This is a genomic window from Methylobacterium sp. Leaf113 (assembly GCF_001423325.1).
In the GTDB taxonomy this organism is placed as follows: domain Bacteria; phylum Pseudomonadota; class Alphaproteobacteria; order Rhizobiales; family Beijerinckiaceae; genus Methylobacterium.
The window spans coordinates 239,119-256,769 of sequence record NZ_LMNJ01000045.1 but is presented as its reverse complement, the minus strand read 5'-3'; the positions used below and the strand labels follow the sequence as shown (position 1 = coordinate 256,769).

At 69.8% G+C, this 17,651-nt stretch carries 18 protein-coding genes; 12 read left to right on the top strand and 6 right to left on the bottom strand.

Features of this window, described 5'->3' with window-relative positions:
* The first annotated feature begins 19 nt into the window (after nt 1–19).
* The 5 genes from ASF60_RS19325 (at nt 20) to ASF60_RS19305 (ending at nt 5,155) form a co-directional block, all read left to right on the top strand.
* Nucleotides 20–316, top strand: a complete 297-nt coding sequence (locus ASF60_RS19325; protein ID WP_056188872.1) for a hypothetical protein — start codon at nt 20–22, stop codon at nt 314–316.
* Nucleotides 316–798 (top strand): hypothetical protein, encoded by a 483-nt coding sequence (locus ASF60_RS19320; protein WP_056188870.1) that lies wholly within the window; start codon nt 316–318, stop codon nt 796–798. Before ASF60_RS19325 ends, ASF60_RS19320 begins: the two co-directional genes overlap by 1 nt.
* A gap of 17 nt (nt 799–815) precedes the next feature.
* Nucleotides 816–3,239 carry a phenylalanine--tRNA ligase subunit beta gene (pheT, locus tag ASF60_RS19315; RefSeq protein WP_056188865.1) on the top strand — a complete coding sequence of 808 codons (2,424 nt, stop codon included), beginning with the start codon at nt 816–818 and terminating at the stop codon, nt 3,237–3,239.
* 15 nt (nt 3,240–3,254) lie between these two features.
* Complete coding sequence (locus ASF60_RS19310) at nt 3,255–4,097, top strand: DUF1186 domain-containing protein (protein ID WP_056188863.1); 843 nt, start codon at nt 3,255–3,257, stop codon at nt 4,095–4,097.
* A gap of 290 nt (nt 4,098–4,387) precedes the next feature.
* Complete coding sequence (locus tag ASF60_RS19305) at nt 4,388–5,155, top strand: Bax inhibitor-1/YccA family protein (RefSeq protein ID WP_056188862.1); 768 nt, start codon at nt 4,388–4,390, stop codon at nt 5,153–5,155.
* Between the two features lie 132 nt (nt 5,156–5,287).
* Here the strand turns inward: ASF60_RS19305 and ASF60_RS19300 are convergent, their stop codons facing one another.
* On the bottom strand, nt 5,288–5,662 hold the full coding sequence (locus ASF60_RS19300; RefSeq protein WP_056188858.1) for a DUF2794 domain-containing protein: 375 nt from the start codon (nt 5,660–5,662) through the stop codon (nt 5,288–5,290).
* A gap of 399 nt (nt 5,663–6,061) precedes the next feature.
* Here ASF60_RS19300 and bluB point away from each other — a divergent pair, with 399 nt between their 5' ends.
* The 7 genes from bluB (at nt 6,062) to ASF60_RS19265 (ending at nt 13,255) form a co-directional block, all read left to right on the top strand.
* The gene (bluB, locus tag ASF60_RS19295) at nt 6,062–6,694 is read left to right on the top strand and encodes a 5,6-dimethylbenzimidazole synthase (RefSeq protein WP_244477030.1); all 633 of its coding nucleotides are present in this window, start codon (nt 6,062–6,064) and stop codon (nt 6,692–6,694) included.
* 197 nt (nt 6,695–6,891) lie between these two features.
* Nucleotides 6,892–7,422 (top strand): L,D-transpeptidase, encoded by a 531-nt coding sequence (locus tag ASF60_RS19290; protein WP_056188852.1) that lies wholly within the window; start codon nt 6,892–6,894, stop codon nt 7,420–7,422.
* Between the two features lie 617 nt (nt 7,423–8,039).
* Nucleotides 8,040–9,068 (top strand): 2-keto-3-deoxygluconate permease, encoded by a 1,029-nt coding sequence (locus tag ASF60_RS19285; protein WP_056188848.1) that lies wholly within the window; start codon nt 8,040–8,042, stop codon nt 9,066–9,068.
* Nucleotides 9,068–10,336 (top strand): four-carbon acid sugar kinase family protein, encoded by a 1,269-nt coding sequence (locus tag ASF60_RS19280; protein ID WP_244478507.1) that lies wholly within the window; start codon nt 9,068–9,070, stop codon nt 10,334–10,336. The genes ASF60_RS19285 and ASF60_RS19280 overlap by 1 nt, the downstream gene beginning before the upstream one ends.
* Nucleotides 10,333–11,334 (top strand): 4-hydroxythreonine-4-phosphate dehydrogenase PdxA, encoded by a 1,002-nt coding sequence (gene pdxA, locus ASF60_RS19275; RefSeq protein ID WP_056188845.1) that lies wholly within the window; start codon nt 10,333–10,335, stop codon nt 11,332–11,334. The genes ASF60_RS19280 and pdxA overlap by 4 nt, the downstream gene beginning before the upstream one ends.
* Before the next feature lie 94 nt (nt 11,335–11,428).
* On the top strand, nt 11,429–12,202 hold the full coding sequence (locus ASF60_RS19270; protein WP_082508080.1) for a DeoR/GlpR family DNA-binding transcription regulator: 774 nt from the start codon (nt 11,429–11,431) through the stop codon (nt 12,200–12,202).
* 81 nt (nt 12,203–12,283) lie between these two features.
* Nucleotides 12,284–13,255: a Gfo/Idh/MocA family protein gene (locus ASF60_RS19265; protein WP_056188842.1), complete on the top strand. Its 972-nt coding sequence runs from the start codon at nt 12,284–12,286 to the stop codon at nt 13,253–13,255.
* 68 nt (nt 13,256–13,323) lie between these two features.
* On the opposite strand, the gene ASF60_RS19260 is transcribed toward ASF60_RS19265, so the two are convergent.
* The 5 genes from ASF60_RS19260 to ASF60_RS19240 all read right to left on the bottom strand — a co-directional run bounded on the left by ASF60_RS19260 (nt 13,324) and on the right by ASF60_RS19240 (nt 17,525).
* Nucleotides 13,324–14,481 (bottom strand): FAD-dependent monooxygenase, encoded by a 1,158-nt coding sequence (locus ASF60_RS19260; RefSeq protein ID WP_056188839.1) that lies wholly within the window; start codon nt 14,479–14,481, stop codon nt 13,324–13,326.
* A 76-nt stretch (nt 14,482–14,557) separates the two neighbouring features.
* Entirely contained in the window at nt 14,558–15,106 is a 549-nt protein-coding gene (locus tag ASF60_RS19255) for a cytochrome b (RefSeq protein WP_056188837.1), read from the bottom strand.
* Entirely contained in the window at nt 15,103–16,215 is a 1,113-nt protein-coding gene (locus ASF60_RS19250; RefSeq protein ID WP_056188834.1) for a catalase family peroxidase, read from the bottom strand. Before ASF60_RS19250 ends, ASF60_RS19255 begins: the two co-directional genes overlap by 4 nt.
* A gap of 9 nt (nt 16,216–16,224) precedes the next feature.
* The gene (locus tag ASF60_RS19245; RefSeq protein WP_244478506.1) at nt 16,225–16,998 is read right to left on the bottom strand and encodes an anti-sigma factor family protein; all 774 of its coding nucleotides are present in this window, start codon (nt 16,996–16,998) and stop codon (nt 16,225–16,227) included.
* Nucleotides 16,995–17,525, bottom strand: coding sequence for a sigma-70 family RNA polymerase sigma factor (locus ASF60_RS19240; protein ID WP_056188831.1), 531 nt, complete (start codon nt 17,523–17,525; stop codon nt 16,995–16,997). The genes ASF60_RS19245 and ASF60_RS19240 overlap by 4 nt, the downstream gene beginning before the upstream one ends.
* Nucleotides 17,526–17,651 lie beyond the last annotated feature (126 nt).

Here is a 17,651-nt window from a genome sequence, read left to right as displayed (position 1 = left end):
CATCAGAGGGATCCAGGCCATGACCGCGACGGATATCGAAACGATCGTTCATCGGACCTTGAGCGAAACGCTTGGCCCGTTCGGCTTCGATCGCGCGGAGGTGCGCCCTTACGTCGATCACGCCGGAGACGAGGCGCTGGCGATCGTTGCTCACTTCAAGCCCTCGGCCGTACCGGCCGCCCAGCGCCCCTCGGTCAGGGCCATAGGCCTGTTGCGGAGCGAGCTTTTGGCGAATGGGGAGGAGCGCTTTCCCTATCTCGATTTCTCCGTGTCCAACGAGGACCTGCCACCCGACGATACGGCCGAGACCGAGTGATGCCGAAGCTGGGTAACCCGCTGGTCTATAATCTCCTCGAAGTTGCGGACGGCTTGGCGCTGTCGCCCGGTACGCCGAACGTCAGGAAAGCGGCCATGCGCCGAGCTGTCAGTACGGCCTATTACGCGGTGTTCCACGCGCTCTGTTACCTGTGCGCGGATGAACTGGTCGGCTGGAGCAGAACGGGGACACACGATCCAATCTATCGATCTGTGGATCATGGGTCTGCAAAAACGCGCCTCGCAGGCAAGGCCGCGGAACGGATCGGCTCGACGGTTCTCGCAATCGGTGCCGCATTCACCAAGCTTCAGGACGATCGACATGCGGCCGATTACGCGTCGCCGGTCCTTCCTGTCAGTCTGGAGCGGACCCAGACGATCATCGCTTCGGCTCGGCAGACCATTGCGCTGATCGAAGAACTGCAGAAGCCGCAACGTCTCGAACTCGCGATCCTCCTGGTCGCCAAACCCCGACCAATCTGAGTCGAAGAGCCGAACCCATGAAATTCACCCTCTCCTGGCTCAAGGACCACCTCGATGCCGAGGCCTCCCTGGAAACCATCGCCGAGACGCTGACGCGGATCGGTCTGGAGGTCGAAGGCATCGAGGACAAGGCCGCCAGCCTGAAGCCCTTCGTGGTGGCGCATGTCCTCACGGCCGAGCAGCACCCCAATGCCGATCGCCTGCGCGTGTGCACGGTCGACGCCGGCGATGGCCAGCCGCTCCAGGTGGTGTGCGGCGCCCCCAATGCCCGCGCCGGCATGAAGACGGTGTTCGCGCCCCCCGGCACCTACGTTCCGGGCCTCGACAAGACCTTGGCGGTCGGCACCATCCGCGGCGTCGAGAGCCACGGCATGCTGTGCTCGGGCGCGGAACTCGGCCTCGGCGAGGAATCGAGCGGGATCCTCGACCTGTCCGAGGACGCGCCCACGGGCCGGCCCTACGCTCTCTACGCCAAGCTCGACGACCCGGTGGTCGAGATCAATCTGACTCCGAATCGGCCGGATTGCACCTCGATCCACGGCATCGCCCGCGATCTCGCGGCGACCGGGCTCGGCGATCTCAAGCGGCCGCCGCAGCCGCCGGTCCGCGGGGAGGGCGCCTGTCCGGTGCCCGTCACCCTCGACTTCGCGGCGCCCGATGCGGGCCTCTGCCCCTATTTCACCCTGCGTCTCGTGCGCGGCGTCACGAACGGCCCGTCGCCCGACTGGATGCAGGCGCGCCTGCGGGCGCTCGGCCTGCGCCCGATCAACGCGCTCGTGGACATCACCAATTACCTGACCTTCGATCGCGGCCGGCCGCTCCACGTCTTCGATGCCGCCAAGGTGGCGGGCGGCCTCATGGTGCGTCGTGCCCGGGACGGCGAGACGCTGAAAGCTCTCGACGGCAAGACCTACGCGCTGAGCGAGGATACCGTCGTCATCGCCGACGACAACGGCGTCGAGTCGATCGCCGGCATCATCGGCGGCGAGGCCTCGGGCTGCGACGCGTCGACGACCGATGTCCTCATCGAATCGGCCCTGTGGGACCCGGTGAACATCGCCCAGTCCGGCCGCCGGCTCGGAATCATCACGGATGCCCGCTACCGCTTCGAGCGTGGCGTCGATCCGGCCTTCACCCTGCCGGGCCTCGACCTCGCCACCCGCCTCGTGCTGGAGATCTGCGGCGGTAGTCCGAGCCAGCCCGTGATCGTCGGCGAGCCGCCGCAGACGGAGCGCGTCATCGACTTCCCCTGGACCGAGACCCGGCGGCTGGCCGGCATCGAGCTGTCCCGGGCCGAGATGAAGGTGTCCCTGGAGGCCCTGGGCTTCCACGTCGCCGGCTCGGGCGACCGGGTGAAGGTGCTCACTCCGTCCTGGCGCCCGGACGTGGAGGGCAAGGCCGACCTCGTCGAGGAGATCATCCGCATCGCCGGGCTCGACCGCATCGAGCCGAAGCCGCTGCCGCGTATCGAGGCGGCGGTGGGCAAGCCGGTGCTGACCGTGCTGCAGAAGCGCACGCGCCTCGCCAAACGGGCGCTGGCGAGCCGAGGCCTCGTCGAGGCCGTGACCTGGTCGTTCATCCCGCACGACGACGCGGTCCTGTTCGGCGGCGGCGGGGCGGACTTGGCCTTGGCCAATCCGATCGCCGCCGATCTCTCGGACATGCGCCCGAGTCTGGTGCCCGGCCTGCTCCGCGCCGCCCAGCGCAACGCCGACCGCGGCAGCGCCGACGTCGCCCTGTTCGAGGTCGGCCAGTGCTTCGCCGACGACCAGCCGGAGGGCCAGACCATCCGGGCCGCCGCCATCCGGCGCGGGACCGCGACCCATGCGGGTGCGGGACGCCACTGGGATGCGCGGACTGACGCCGTCGACGCCTTCGACGCCAAGGCCGACGCCCTGGCCCTGCTGGCCGCCTTCGGCATTCCCACCGGCGGCCTGCAGGTCGTGGCGGGCGGGCCCGGCTGGTTGCATCCGGGCCGGTCCGGCACGCTCCAGTTCGGCCCCAAGAACCCGGTCGGCTTCTTCGGCGAGGTGCATCCGCGCGTGATGAAGGCCCTCGACCTCAAAGGACAGCTCGTCGCCTTCGAGATCACCCTCGACGCCGTACCGCTTCCCAAATACCGTCCCACCAAGGTGAAGCCCGCCCTCGGGCTGTCGGACTTCCAGCCGATCTCGCGGGACTTCGCCTTCGTGGTCGGACGCGATGTCGCTGCCGGCGAGGTGGTGAAGGCGGCGCAAGGAGCGGAGCGCAAGCTCATCACCGGCATCGACGTCTTCGACATCTACGAGGGTGTCGGCATCCCCGAAGGCTCGAAGTCGGTGGCGATCGCGGTCCGGCTCCAGCCGGTCGATCGGACCCTCACCGATGCGGAGATCGAGGCGGTGACCGCCCGCATCGTCGCCGAGGTCGGACGCAAGACCGGGGCGACTCTCCGCTCCTGACAGGACACCGCACGCATGCTCGATCCGGCTCTCGTCTCCGCGCTCTCGGCGGCCAAGCACCTCCCGGTCCGCGAGATGCGCGAGGCCCTGGCGGAGCCGGACCGGATCGCCGAAGCGGTGCTCGACGTCCTCGATCGGGCGGCCGGGCCGCCGGACCTCGCGGAGGCCGAGGCCGACCTGCTGTTCTGGGGCCTGCATGTCCTGGCAGCCGCGCGCGACACGCGGGTGTTCAAGCCGCTGGTGCGGCTACTGCACGCCGACGGGGAGGCCCTCGACATCCTGATCGGCGACGCCGTGACGACGACGCTGGCCAAGATCCTGGTCAGCGTCTTCGACGGCGGGGTCGATCCGCTCTCCGCCCTGCTGGTCGACAGCACCACGGACGGCATGGTCCGGCACGAGGGCTTCGCCGCCCTGGCCTATCTGACGCAGACAGGCCGGATTCCGCTGCCGGTGGCGCGCGACCTGCTGGTCCGCTTCGACGACAAGCGGACCGCTGTGGAGGGGGATGTCAGCTGGGCCGGCTGGGAAGAGGCCATCGCCCTGCTGGGCCTGCGCGAACTGGAGCCCCGCGTCCGTGCCGCGCGCCGCGACGGGCGGCTGACCGACGAGTTCAGCGATCCACCCTGGTTCGCCAAGACCCTGCGCCACGCGGAGGCGCGCCCCGACGACCTCTCGCGCTTCGACCCGGAGCGGTTCGGACTGATCGAAGACCCGGTCGCGGCTCTGGCCTGGACGGCCGAGGATGTCGGCCAGCCCGTCCGCAACCCGTTGAAGAGCGTCGGCCGCAACGACCCGTGCCCCTGCGGCAGCGGCAAGAAGTTCAAGAAGTGCTGCCTCGACAAGGCGGCGGCCTGATCCGCCGCACAGGCGCGCTTGGTTCCGAAGACCAGACCGGGGCACTGTGCCTTGGTTAACCGGGCCTCGTTCAATCCTCACCTGTCGACGGACGGATTTAATCCCCGACGAAAGTAGGAAAATAGCAGCACAGGCGGGTGCGATTCAGCCCTTTCAGCCTTGGCTGGCCCCTTGTGCAGGGCAGCGTGACCGAACATATTTCGTCCTGAGGCGCCGCAGGGTGCCAGAGGTCCTGTGCGTGAGCCTCCTTCCGAAATCACACGCTGAGAGAGCTTCCAAGGGAAACTCCCATGGCATTCGATAACAGCCCCTTCCGGTACGGCGCTCAGCCGACCGGGTACGCCGGTAGCCAGGTCGAGATCGACCAGGGTCTGCGCAGCTTCATGCTCGGCGTCTACAACAACATGGTCGTTGGTCTCGGGATCTCGGGTCTCGTGGCGCTGGGCCTCAACATGGCCGCCGTCGCGCAGACGGCGGCCGGCGGCCTTGCCCTGACGCCGTTCGGCCAGCTGCTCTACACCAGCCCGCTGAAGTGGGTCGTGATGCTGGCGCCGCTCGCCTTCATCTTCATCTTCTCGATGCGGATGGACCGGATGTCCGCCTCCTCGGCGCGCCTGACCTTCTTCGCCTTCGCGGCGGTGATGGGCGCCTCGATGTCCTCGCTTCTGCTCGTGTTCACGGGCGCCAGCGTGGTGCGGGTGTTCTTCATCACGGCGGCGACGTTTGGCGGTCTCAGCCTCTACGGCTACACCACCAAGCGCAGCCTGTCGGGCATGGGCTCGTTCCTGGTGATGGGCCTGATCGGCCTCATCATCGCCTCGCTGGTGAACATCTTCCTCGCCTCTTCGGCGCTTCAGTTCGCGATCTCGGTGATCGGCGTCCTGATCTTCGCAGGCCTCACCGCCTACGACACGCAGAAGCTCAAGGAGATGTTCCTCTATAGCGGCGCCGATGCCGAGGGTGCGGCCAAGCTTTCGGTCAACGGTGCCCTGACGCTGTACCTGGACTTCATCAACATGTTCCAGATGCTGCTCTCGCTCCTCGGCGACCGCCGCTAAGCGAACCGAATCTCCAACGAAGAAAAGGCCCCGGCGGGACACCGCCGGGGCCTTTTTCATGTCGAACGGGTTGGTCCGGCTGACAACGTCTGGGGAGCGGCGCCCCTTGCCCTCGGTGTATCGCCCCCCGCGTCACACCGCGCGCAGGGGCGGCTCCAGCACGGCCAACACCCGGGCGAGATCGGTGCCACGCTTCATCACCAGCCCGGAGGCTGCCACCACCGCGTAGGCGCCCTGACGCCGGGCTAGCTTCGGGTCCTTCTCGACCCGGTACAGTGGCATCTCCGAGCTGCGCCGATAGATCGAGAACACCGCCTTGTCGCGGCGGAAATCGAGGGCGTAGTCGCGCCATTCCCCCTGCGACACCATCCGGCCGTAGAGATTGAAGATCACGCGCAGCTCGGCACGGTCGAAGGCGATCTGAGGGGTGACCGGCACGTTCGGGAAGGGGATGACCCGGGCGGCAGGCTCGGGCAATCGCGGATCGGCACCGGTTGTTTCGCTCATCGTCGCTCCTGTCCGGGGATTGATCCCTCATCATGGTGCCGTGCCTTCCCACCCGCAAGGGCGGCGATTCGGCCGGGCGCCGGCAAGACCCATCATCACGATTTTGCCGCCGTCAGGCCCAGGGTCGGCCTTGATGAGCGCCGATACCTGTGGCCGAAACTTCGTCGATCCCGTGCCGGTGCGGCGTCCGATCTTCACGGCTCCCCAGCTCCTCGGCCGGCGCCCGGGTCCACGGGACCGACATTCCAGAGGTTTCGAGACCCAAGGACTTCAGGCCGCCTCTTCGGAGCGCGGCCCTTTTTTTCAAGTTTGCCTGCGAAGCCCGCGCCGCGACGAAAATCTTCTGCCGCGGCGGCAAAGTCCGGCTAAGAAGACTGAAATGTACCGCGGGGACGGATCGTGGCCAGCTTCGATGCCGATTTTCGTGAGACGCTCACGACCTTGTTCGCCTGGCGCCGCGACGTGCGCCGCTTTCGGACCGACCCGGTGGACGAGACGCTGCTGCAGCGCTGCCTCGACCTGGCGGCCTTCAGCCCCTCGGTCGGGAACAGCCAGCCCTGGCGCTTCGTCCGCGTCAGCGATGCGGACCGCCGCGCCGCGGTGATCGCAAGTTTCGAGCGGTGCAACGCGGCCGCGGCCGAAGCCTATCAGGCGGAGCAGCGCGAGGCCTATGTGCGGCTGAAGCTCGCGGGCCTGCGGGAAGCGCCGGTGCACCTCGCGGTGTTCTGCGACGAGGCCACGGTGACCGGCCACGGCCTCGGGCGGGCGACCATGCCGGAAATGCTGCGCTACTCCGTCGTCACCGCCGTCCAGACCTTCTGGCTCGCAGCCCGCGCCCATGGACTGGGAGTCGGCTGGGTCTCGATCCTCGAGCCTGGAGCCGTCTGCAAAACGCTGGACGTTCCCTGTGCCTGGAGCCTCGTGGCCTATCTCTGCGTCGGGTTTCCGGTCGAGGAGCACGAAGACCCGGAGCTTGTCCGTCACGGCTGGCAGCAGCGGCTCGCATCCGGCATGACCCTGATCGAGCGCTAAGGACCGTTCGGATCAACAGAGTCAATGAAGTCTAAAGATGAACACTCGGATTTAGCTTGATTGTGGTCGCGGGACTTTACCGCGCTTGCTGATTTCCGGGTCATACGGCACGCTCAGCACTTCGCTTTACCGGAACGAGACCTTGGATGCGCGATTGATGATCGGGCAAACGGTCACGCTTTCGGAAGGCACGGGTCATGGTTCGGCAGGGCAGATGGGTTTTGGCGCTCGCAGGGGCGGTCCTCGGGGTGAACGGCGGGGAAGCAAACTTCCTGGTGGCTTCGGCCCAGGCGCGCGAGGTCGTCGCCTTTCATGAAGGCGTGATGCCCGGCTCGATCATCGTCCGCACCTCGGAGCGCCGCCTCTATCTCGTCAACGGCGACGGCACCGCGATTCGCTATCCAGTGGCCGTCGGCAAGCCCGGCAAACAGTGGAGCGGCGCCACCCAGATCGACGGCAAGTATGTCGAGCCGGCCTGGTCGCCGCCGCGCGAGGTCAAGCGCGACAACCCGCGTCTGCCCTCGGTGATCGCCGGTGGATCGCCGTCCAATCCCATGGGCGTCGCCGCCATGACCCTCGCGGGCGGCGAGTACGCCATCCACGGCACCAACCGGCCGAATTCCATCGGCACTTACGCCTCCTACGGCTGTATCCGCATGTACAACCAGGACATCACCGACTTGTATGAGCGCGTCTCGGTGGGCACGCAGGTCTACGTGACGCGCTGACTCCGTCGCGCGCCGAGCGCGCGACGCGTCGAAACAGGCGCGCGGCGCGTCGAAACAGGCGCGCGGCGCGTCGAAACAGGCGCGCGGCGCGTCGAAACAGGCGCGCGGCTCTGGCTGGACAAGCGTGCCGGCGCCGCCAGGGTACGCCGTTCCAGCCTTGCGAACGCCGCCCCTCTCTCAGATCCGACGAAGAGCGCCGTCCCGCCCTGCCGGATCGGCTCCGACGCGACCATCCGATCGACGGGGCGGTTCTCGATCGGCATCCGCGAATCCGACAGTCCCGAGACGCGCAGCGCGGCCGTTGGCCGGGCGAAGGTCCCCTGTGCGAAGCCATCGCTCCGCCATCTCGCGTAGGCGGTTCGAGGCCGCCCCTGGCGCGACGCCACCGGACGCGCGCTGGCCTCCGCCGCATCGCTGGACCCGTCACTCGCGCCCGCCGTGCCTGTCCCGACCCCGCCAGTTGTGCGCGACTTGCGCAATATTATTGACGAACTGCGCAAAATGCGCAGATGATCGACGTCGTTCCGGGAGGAAACGTGTTCGTTGCCGATTGTTCGGCAGATCCGGGATGAAGTCAGAATCAAAATTGCGCAAAATGCGCAGGGAGATCGTCCGACATGCAGATCCCGATCAAACGGACCATCGAATCCGTGCCTGGCGGCATGATGGTCGTGCCGTTGCTGGCCGGCGCCCTGATCGCCACGTTCTTCCCCGGCACGCCGAAGCTGTTCGGATCGTTCACCGGAGCGCTGTTTTCCGGCGCTCTGACGATCCTGGCGGTCTTCTACGTCTGCATGGGCGCCAGCATCGATTTCCGCGCGACGCCCTACATCATGAAGAAGGGCGGCACCCTGCTGGTCGTCAAGGTCGGCATCGCCATGATCCTCGGCCTGATCTTCGGGCAGGTGCTCGGCGAAGCGCCGGTGGCGGCCGGCATGTTCGCGGGGCTGTCGACCCTCGCCATCGTCGCCGCGATGAACGACACCAATGGCGGGCTCTATATGGCGTTGATGGGCCAGTACGGGCGCCCGCGGGACGTCGGCGCCTACACCGTGATGTCGCTGGAGAGCGGGCCGTTCCTCACCATGGTGACTCTCGGGGTGGCGGGGCTCTCGGCCTTCCCCTGGCAGACGCTTGTCGGCGCGATCCTGCCGCTGCTCGTCGGCATGATCATCGGCAACCTCGACCGTGAGATGCGAGCCTTCCTCAGCCGGGCGATTCCCGTGATGATCCCGTTCTTCGCCTTCGCGCTCGGGGCGGGCCTCGACCTGTCGAAGGTCTGGCAGGCCGGCCTGCTCGGCCTCGCCATGGGGGTCGCCGTGGTGGTCTTCACCGGCATCCCGCTGTTCTTCGCCGATCGCCTGACCGGGGGGACCGGCGTCGCGGGCGTCGCCGCGGCCTCGACGGCGGGCAACGCGGCGGCGGTGCCGGCGATCGTCGCCTCCGCCAACCCGGCCTATGCCGATGCGGCCGGGCCGGCGACCATCCTGGTGGCCGCCTGCGTCGTCGTCACGGCGATCCTGGTTCCGATCCTCACCGCCTGGGTGTCGCGGCGCTTCGGCGATCCCGAAGTGGTTGGCGCCGAAGTGGCTGGCGCCGAGGAGGCTACAGATTCCGCCGCCGCGCCGACCGTTGCCGGCCGCTGATGATGTCCAACCGCTGGCTCATTCTCGCCGATGACCTGACCGGCGCCGCGGATTGCGCCATCGCGTTCGGGCGCCGCGGCCTCGCGGCCGCGGTGACCTGGGACGTCACCACCTCGGGCGATGTCTCCCCGGATGACTCCAGGCCCCTGCCGGTGCTCGCCTACGACGCGGACAGCCGCGGCCTGTCCGCGTCCGACGCCGCCGAGCGCCATCGCGGCCTCCTCGAACGCTGGCTCGAACCGGACAGGGTTCTGTTCAAGAAGATCGATTCGACGCTTCGGGGACAACCCGCCGCCGAGACCGCCGCCACGATGGCTTACCTGATGGAACGGACCGGCGCCGCCTTCGGGATCTGCGCCCCCGCCTTCCCGGCGACCGGCCGAACCACGCTGGCGGGCCACGTCCATGTCGCCGGACGTCCCTTGGAGGATGCCGAGGTCTGGCGCCGGGACCACACCTACGCCAGTGCCAATTTAGGCTTCGTGCTGGGCACGGCCGAGATCGAGACGACGCTGGTTCCGCTCTCCGCCATCCGCAGCTCCGATCTCGCGTCCCGTCTCGCCCGCATCGCCGAAGGCGGACCGGGCGTGGCGATCTGCGATGCCGAGACGGACGGGGATCTGGCGCGGATCGCGGCGGCGAGCCTTGCCGTGGCGCCGGTTCCCTTCTTCATCGGCAGCGCCGGGCTGGCCCACGCTCTCGCGGACACCCTTGCGCCCGCCCCGACGGGGGCGGTCCACATCCCCCCGAGCCGATCCGGCAGCCTGATCGTCGTCGGGTCGCTCGCGGCGGCCTCGCGCGCGGCCATGCGAAGGCTTGCGGCGCAAGACCACGTCGTCCATCTGCCGGTCTCGCCCGATACGCTGCTCGGCGATCTGGCCGGCCGGGCCGATCTGGCCGCCCGCGTCGCCGCCGTAATCGCGGCGGGGGACGACGCCCTGGTGGAGATCGCCATCGGCGACGCCCTCGACATGAGCCTCGGACCGCGCCTTGCGCGGGCGCTCGCCGAGGCCCTCGATCCGATCGCGACGCGGATCGGCGCCGTCGCGGCGACCGGCGGCGAGACCGCCGCCGCGCTCCTCGCCCGCTTCGGCATCGACGGGATTCGCCTCGTCGACGAGATCGAACCCGGCGTTTCCCTCGGCCTGACCCTGGGCCGTCTCTCGATTCCCGTCGCCACGAAGGCCGGCGCCTTCGGCGACGCCGAGAGCCTCATCCGTATCAGCGAGCGCCTGCGCGCCGTCCGAACCCAAGGAAGCTTCTCATGACCCGTCCGACCATCGCGATCACCATGGGCGATCCCGCCGGCATCGGCCCGGAGATCATCATGAAGGCGCTGGCGCACGCGGATGTCCGGGCCCTGTGCCAGCCCCTGGTGATCGGCGATGCCGAACGTCTCCGGCAGGCCGGCCGGCTCGTCGGCACCGACATGTCCGTCGAGTCCCTGTCCGATGCCGGCGCGGCGGACTTCCAGAAGACGGCGGTTCAGTGCCTGGACCTCCAGGTCGTCCCCGCCGACCTGCCGTTCGGCCAGGTCTCCCCGGTCGCGGGCGAGGCGGCCTACCGCTACATCGAGAAGGCCGTCGAGGTGGTCCAGGCCGGGCAGGCCCAGGGCATCTGCACCGCGCCGCTCTCCAAGGAGGCCCTCCACGCCGCCGGTCACAAGTTTCCGGGCCATACCGAATTGCTCGCGCATCTCACGGGTACGCCCGAAGTCTCGATGATGCTGGTTTCGCCCAAGCTCCGGGTCATCCACGTCACGACCCATATCGGGCTCATCGACGCCATCGCGAAGATCGAGCCCGGCCTGGTCGAGCGCGTGATCGCACGCGGCCACGGCGTCCTGGTCAAGGCCGGGATCGCCAACCCCAAGATCGGCGTCTGCGCGATCAATCCGCACGCCGGCGAGAACGGCCTGTTCGGCCGGGGCGAGGAAGCGGCCAAGATCACGCCGGCGATCGAGGCCTGCCGCGCCAAGGGCTGGGACGTGCGCGGCCCGCTGCCGGCCGACACCCTGTTCTTCCTGGCCGGACGTGGCGATTACGACATGGTGGTGGCGATGTACCACGATCAGGGTCACGGCCCGATCAAGGTGCTGGGCCTCGAGGCCGGCGTGAACATCACCGTGGGGCTGCCGGTGATCCGCACCTCCGTCGACCACGGCACCGCCTTCGACATCGCCGGGACCGGCATCGCCGACGAGCGCAGCCTGATCGAGGCCCTGCGTCAGGCCGTCGACCTCGCTCCGAAGGCGCAAGCCGCCTGAGACACGAGGCTTTCCGGCGGGGATGGCTGAAACCTCCTGGCCAGCGCCGCCGGGCTCAGCCATGACGCGGGACCGAAGGCCGGAGGACCGCCCCATGTCGATGCGCAGCCAGGAGCGCCGGAACCTGCTGCTGGAGGCCCTGAGCGTCGGCGAGATCGACGTCGACGAGGTCGCCCTGCGCCTGAACGTCTCCGCCTCGACGGTGCGGCGCGACCTTCAGCACCTCTCGGCCATCCGCGCCGTGCGCCGGACTTATGGCGGCGCGATCCTGGCGAGGCGCCCGCCGGAAACCACGCTGGCCGAGCGGCTCGCGGTGAACGGCGCCGAGAAGCGGGCGATCGCGCGGGCCGCCCTCGACCTGGTGGCGGATGGCGACACGCTGATCCTCGATGCCGGCTCGACCGTGGCCGCCTTCGGCCAGCTTCTCGCCACGCGGCGGCTTCGGATCATCACCAACAACCTGGCGCTCCTGCCCTTCCTCACCGAGGCACCGGGGCTCGACCTCGTGGTGCTGGGGGGGGCGCTGCGGGCCACCAGCATGAGCACCATCGGACCGCTCGCGGTCGAAGCGCTGCGCTTGATGACGGCCGATCGCGCGATCCTGAGCGCGGACGGCGTCGTGGCGGGGCGCGGCCTGTGCGAGGCCAGCCTGGATCAGGTCACGCTCAAATCGCTCATGATGCGGCAGGCCCGCGAGGTGATCGTGCTCGCCGATGCAAGCAAGCTCGGTCGGGCGGAGCAGACCGCCTGGGCGCCGCTCCCCCGGAACTGGACCTTGGTGACGGATTCGCACCAGCCGGCCGAGGAATTGCAGCGCCTCTCCGAAGCCGGCGCCGCATTGCGCATCGCGACCGCCTCCGAGACGTGAATCGGAAGCCTCCCGGGCGCTGGCGCCTGCGGCCCGAAGAACCTCGTCTCCGCAACCCTCATTCCTGAAAGCCTTTCGCCTATGACGCGCGACACCCTTGCCCTCGGAATCATCGGCGCCGGCATCATGGGCGAGCGCATGCTCGGCGTCCTGGCCGGGCCGGATGCCGGGTCCGTGCGGGTCGCCGGGATCTGGGACCCGTCCGAAGCGGCGCTCGCGCGCATCGCCGCCCGATATCCGGCGGTGCCAAGGCTGGCGGATGCGGATGCGCTCATCGCGGCCAGCGCCTGCGTCTACGTGGCCTCGCCGCCCGCCTCGCATCTTGGCTATGCGCGCCGGGCCGCGGCGGCCGGCCGGAGCCTCTTCCTGGAGAAGCCGCTGGCCGTCGATGTGGCGGAGGCGCGCCGCTTCGTGGATGAGGCCGACATCCGGGGCGCGGTCAATTTCCCGTTCGCCGCCGCGCCGGCCGTCGCCAGGCTCGTGCGCTGGATCGCCGAGAGTGTCGTCGGGACGCCGCGCCGCCTCACCATCGCGGTCGCCTTCGCGCACTGGCCCCGGCCCTGGCAGGCGGATGCGGCGAACTGGCTCGATGCGCGCGCCGAGGGCGGTTTCACGCGCGAAGTGGTCTCGCACTTCCTGTTCCTGGCCCGGCGTCTCCTCGGCCCTTTGGCATCGCTGGAGGGTCATGCCGACTTCCCGCAGGCCGGTCGGGCGGAGCGGGCGATCGAGGCGACGCTGTCGGCGGGCGGCGTCCCGGTCCGCCTTCGAGGCCAAGTCGGCGGAACGGACCTCGCCGACCACAACACCTGGACCCTGGAAGGCGACGCCGGCACCATTCGCCTGCGCGACTGGTCCATCGCCGAGCGGATGGGACCGGACGGGCATTTCGTAGCTGCGGAGGACGCGTTACCCAACGATCGCGCCCGGCTGATCGCCCTTCGGGGTCAACTGGACGGCGTCGTCCGGATGGCGCACGGCGAGCCGCATCCCCTCGCCACCTTCGCCGAAGCGCTGAACGTTCAGGAGATCGTCGAGAGCCTGATCGCCGCGTGAGCCCGTCCCCGGGAGACATCGACGGCCGGGATCGACGGGTCCGAACCGCCAGCGTTCGCGCGCGGTCTTCAGGCCGGGACCGGGATGCGCAGGGGTTGGTAGGTGGCCCGGTAGCTGCGCGGCCCGATGACCGGGAGCAGCAGGTTCCGGGCCCATCCGGGCAGCCGGGCGGTGCGTGACAGCCGGTCGGTCATGGCCTGGACATGGGCCACGCGGGGCCGGCGCAGGGCCTCGTAGGCCGCGCCCACCGTGCTCCAATCCGTCCGCTCGGCCAGCAGCGCGGCGAGCACCAGCGCATCTTCGAGGCCGAGGGCGGCGCCCTGGGCCCAGACCGGGGCGGTCGCGTGCGCGGCGTCGCCCACCAGCACCACGCGGTCCCGGGTCCAATGCGGAATCCGAACCTCCTCCAAAGGTGAGTGATAGAGCGCGCCCGGCCGGGCCAGGACCGCCTCGAGGGTGTCGCGCACGAGGCGCGGGAACGACGCGAAGCGAGCACGGGAGGCGGCCAGGTCCGGCCCCGGATTCGTACTCGGCGCTTGGCCGGACGCGGAAGCCCCCGAGATCGAGATCCAGCCGTAGACCTCATTCCGATCGACCGGGATCATCAGGAACAACCCGCCCGATCCGGCCCACAGCGTCCAGGCGTCGAGGCCCGGGTTCGGCGCCATGAAGCGCCAACTCGCCGGTGCCAGCATCGCCGCGCCGAGCGCGGCATCGCCGAACACGTCGCGTCGTACCCGGGAATGCACCCCGTCGGCGCCCACCAGGAGCCCTCCGGTCTCGACCTTGCCGTCCCGACCGTCGACCGTGACGCCCTGCGGCTCCGGCCGCACCGCGCCGATGTCGAAGCCGAGCCGGAGATCGGCCGGGGGAAGGTCGCGCGCCAGCAGGCGCAGAAGGTCGGTGCGGCGCAGGCAATGCGGACGCATCTCGTCTCCCCAGAACGCCGCCTCGTCGACGGCGAAGAGGAGGCGTCCGCTCTCGGTGCGGTACTCGCGTCGCCGCACCGGCGAACCCACCGTGCGCAGGGCATCGCCCAGGCCGAGCTGCGCGAGGGCCTGGACCGCGTTCCCCGGCAGGTTGATGGCGAGGCCCGCATCGGCCGGCTCGTCGCGCCGTTCCAGGGTCAGCGTCGGAATGCCGTGCCTGTGCAGCGCCCGCCGGGTGGCCAGACCCGCGATGCCGCCCCCGGCGATGAGCACCCGACCCGTTGCGGTGTGGTCCATCCGGCCTCGCCTCGTATTCTGTGGCGTGTTCATTGCGGTCGTGCTGATCGGGGGTCGTGCTGCTCAGGCGTCGTGCTTATCGCGACCGGGATGGCGTCAGGCGCAGGGCCATGCTGGCGAAGACACCGTCCCGGCGGATCAGCCCGTGCATCAAAGCCGCCCCGAGATGGGCCAGGATGAGGCCGAACAGGGCGTAGGCCAGGACCGTATGCAGCGGACGGAGCCAGGCATAGAGGCCGGGATCGCGCGGCAGAATCGGCGGAAGCACCAGCGCGCCGGCGAGTCCGATCGGATACCCGGCCGCCGACAGCATCGCCCAGCCGATCAGCGGCAGTCCGAGCATCAGCCCATAGAGCAGGATGTGGGAGGCATGCGCCGCCTGCCGCTGCCAGCCCGGAAGGTCGGCCGGCAGGTCCGGCGGCGGATGGCGCCAGCGATTGGCGAGGCGCAGCACCGCCAGGACCAGGATGCCGATCCCGAGGGGGCGGTGCAAAGCCACGAGGGCCTGATAATGCGCCAGCGAGGTCACCATCGCGACGCCGATGAACAGCATGGCGAGGATCAGGCCCGCCATGGCCCAGTGCAGCAGCCGTGCCGGCCGGTTGAAGCGTGCGGGGTGGCTCACAATCCGGCTCCTGACGCGGGGGTGTCGTGGACGGCGCTGGGCGACTTCGGCTCGCCGGCGCGGCGCGTGAAGGACTGGGAATAAGCCGCCGAGCGGGCGCTGAGCAGCGGATCGTCCGAGCCCGCGATGCCGGCGGGCAGCACCAGGGGGTCGAAATTGACGTCGCGGCAATTGCCGTCGGCCTCCGCCTCCGTCGCGGTGACGACGACGCTCCCGAGATCGACGGTCGCGCGGTCGGTCGGCCAGACCAGTGTCGCGTCCGCCGTGGGATCGCCCGTTTCGCCGAGCGTGGCGACGAGGTGCCAGCGCACCGGCGCTCGACGGACCGCGGACGCGAAGGCGTCGAACAGGACATTCTTGTCCGCCCGTGCGCTCTGGGCCGCGCTCTCGGCCGTGGCGGCCTGATCCGGCACGAACGCCCAGCGCACGGGCGTCTCCGTGCCGTCCCGGGCGACGAACCGGAAGGCGTTGAGGCTGCGGAAGGTGTCGTCGGCGAACCCGGCGGTGATCGTCCGCGCCTTTATCAGGGCGGCCGCCTTCGCGCTCTCGGGATGCCCCGCGAAGAACGCCTTCAGCGCGTCGGGGTTCGGCTTGCCCGTGCCCGGGTCCGGTTTGGCGGCGAGGAGCTGTTCGTAGAACGCCTCCGGGGTGCGGACCGGGAAGACCGGGATGTCGTTGTTACCGGTGCGCCATTCCTCGCCGTTGGGCAGGTGGAATCGCAGCGCGAGGCTGCGCACCGTGGTGGCTGCATCCGCCGCATAAGGCTGGCCGCCCGCCAGCGCGATGCGCCCGGTGACCGGCGTGACCTGCCCGGCGCCGAACAGCGACGCCTTCGACAGGCGCGCCCCCCGGCCGCTGCTCTCGAAGCGGCCGGCGAGGCAGAGCCCCTTGGCATGGTTGCGCCGGAATCCCGGATGCGGGCCGTTGACCCGCTCGAAGCGGTCGACGATCCGCGCCTGGTCCAGCGCGCCCGGCGAGAGCCAGCCGCCGACGGCGGCGAAGGCCCCGGCGGTGCCGGCGACGAGGCCCCCGATGGCGCCGAGCCGGAGGAGGACGGCGCGTGGGGTCAAGCCCGGATCGGCGCCCGTGAGGTCGTTCAGGATGGACATGGCGGACCTTCAGATGGCCTTCGCGGTGGCGCGCCGGATCGTATCGGCGAGGGGGTGCAGGATTGCGGGATCGGCGGCCCCGACGAGGCTGTAGCCGAGCCCGTCCTGGGCCCAGGCGTAGCCGTTCGCGGACGCTGTCGCGTAGGGCCGCATCGGCGCGTCGCCGGGCACCGACATGGGCCGCATCAGCATCACGAAGCGCGCGCCGTGGCCGTCATCGTACATCAGAAGCCCGGCCGGCCCCTGGGGCGTGGCGACGAGGCGCCCGCCCATGAGGCGATAGCCGGCGCCGCTCAGGTCCGGCACGCCGACCGGCCGTTTGAGCCGGGCCGAGAACCAGCCCGCGATCTCGTCCCGGTTGGTGGCTGCCAGCTCGACCGGACGGGTGTGGTCGGGGGCATAGACCGCGTAGTTCATGCTCGCCGACTGGGCCAGGGCCTCGATGCCGGTCGGCATCGGCGAGACCGCCTCGCGCAGGCCCCAGCCTCCGGCCCCTCCGACCAGGAGCAGAAGCCCGGCCGCCATCGCGTGCCACGCCGGACGAGGTGGCTGGCGGCGCGCCTCGGCGATCCGCGCCAGGTTCAGCCGGGCCGGCACCGGCTCGGCCGCGACAGGCGCGAAGGCGGCGCGCATCTCGGCGCGCAGGGCGACCAGACGCTCGACCCGTGCCCGCGCCTCGGGATGGTCGTCGAGAAAGGCCTCGACCTCGCGCTGCCGGGCCGCCTCGAGCCGCTCATCCACGAGGCCCTGGAGATCGTCTTCGCCGATCGGACGCATGGTCATTTCACCCTCCGCAGGAGCGGGCGCTTGGCCGGAACGGTCGCGTCGGCGCCGTCCATCAGTTGGATCATCCGGTCCCGCGCCCGGGACAGGCGGGACATCACGGTCCCGGTCGGGATGGCGAGGATGTCGGCGGTCTCGGCGTAGGACAGGCCCTCGACCGTCACCAGCAGGAGGACGCTGCGCTGCTCTTCCGGCAGGGCGTCGAGCGCGCTCATCAGATCCCGGTGGCGCAGGCCGCTCTCCTGCGTCGGCGCCACCGCGAGGTTGGCCTCCGCGGTGTCCTCGATCGGCAGGTGGGCGCCACGGCGGGCGCGTCGGCGCATCTGCGTCACCGCGAGATTGTGGACGATCGCGAAGAGCCAGGTCCGGGCGTCGCCATCGGCCCGGCGCTGGTGCCAGCGGCCGACGGCGTGCTCCAGGCAATCCTGCACGAGATCGTCGGCATCGGCCGGGTTGCGCAGCAGAGCCCGCGCGTAGCGGCGCAGCGCTGGAATCAGCGGCTCGATGAGGCGCATCATGTCCGTCATGTCCGGTCTCCTGGCATGGGCGGGGCTCCTCTTCAGTTCGGGCCGAACGCGCTTCGGAACCGGCTACGGGGGCATGGACGCGGCCGAGCCCCGATTATTCCACGCGCGCATCGAAATCTTTCTCGC

Excerpts from the sequence above, each read along its gene's own strand:
- ASF60_RS19325 (WP_056188872.1), top strand. The coding sequence starts at position 20 with ATGACCGCGACGGATATCGAAACGATCGTTCATCGGACCTTGAGCGAA.
- ASF60_RS19320 (WP_056188870.1), top strand. The coding sequence starts at position 316 with ATGCCGAAGCTGGGTAACCCGCTGGTCTATAATCTCCTCGAAGTTGCG.
- pheT (WP_056188865.1), top strand. The coding sequence starts at position 816 with ATGAAATTCACCCTCTCCTGGCTCAAGGACCACCTCGATGCCGAGGCC.
- ASF60_RS19310 (WP_056188863.1), top strand. The coding sequence starts at position 3,255 with ATGCTCGATCCGGCTCTCGTCTCCGCGCTCTCGGCGGCCAAGCACCTC.
- ASF60_RS19305 (WP_056188862.1), top strand. The coding sequence starts at position 4,388 with ATGGCATTCGATAACAGCCCCTTCCGGTACGGCGCTCAGCCGACCGGG.
- ASF60_RS19300 (WP_056188858.1), bottom strand. The coding sequence starts at position 5,662 with ATGAGCGAAACAACCGGTGCCGATCCGCGATTGCCCGAGCCTGCCGCC.
- ASF60_RS19290 (WP_056188852.1), top strand. The coding sequence starts at position 6,892 with ATGGTTCGGCAGGGCAGATGGGTTTTGGCGCTCGCAGGGGCGGTCCTC.
- ASF60_RS19285 (WP_056188848.1), top strand. The coding sequence starts at position 8,040 with ATGCAGATCCCGATCAAACGGACCATCGAATCCGTGCCTGGCGGCATG.
- ASF60_RS19280 (WP_244478507.1), top strand. The coding sequence starts at position 9,068 with ATGATGTCCAACCGCTGGCTCATTCTCGCCGATGACCTGACCGGCGCC.
- pdxA (WP_056188845.1), top strand. The coding sequence starts at position 10,333 with ATGACCCGTCCGACCATCGCGATCACCATGGGCGATCCCGCCGGCATC.
- ASF60_RS19270 (WP_082508080.1), top strand. The coding sequence starts at position 11,429 with ATGTCGATGCGCAGCCAGGAGCGCCGGAACCTGCTGCTGGAGGCCCTG.
- ASF60_RS19265 (WP_056188842.1), top strand. The coding sequence starts at position 12,284 with ATGACGCGCGACACCCTTGCCCTCGGAATCATCGGCGCCGGCATCATG.
- ASF60_RS19260 (WP_056188839.1), bottom strand. The coding sequence starts at position 14,481 with ATGGACCACACCGCAACGGGTCGGGTGCTCATCGCCGGGGGCGGCATC.
- ASF60_RS19250 (WP_056188834.1), bottom strand. The coding sequence starts at position 16,215 with ATGTCCATCCTGAACGACCTCACGGGCGCCGATCCGGGCTTGACCCCA.
- ASF60_RS19245 (WP_244478506.1), bottom strand. The coding sequence starts at position 16,998 with ATGACCATGCGTCCGATCGGCGAAGACGATCTCCAGGGCCTCGTGGAT.
- ASF60_RS19240 (WP_056188831.1), bottom strand. The coding sequence starts at position 17,525 with ATGACGGACATGATGCGCCTCATCGAGCCGCTGATTCCAGCGCTGCGC.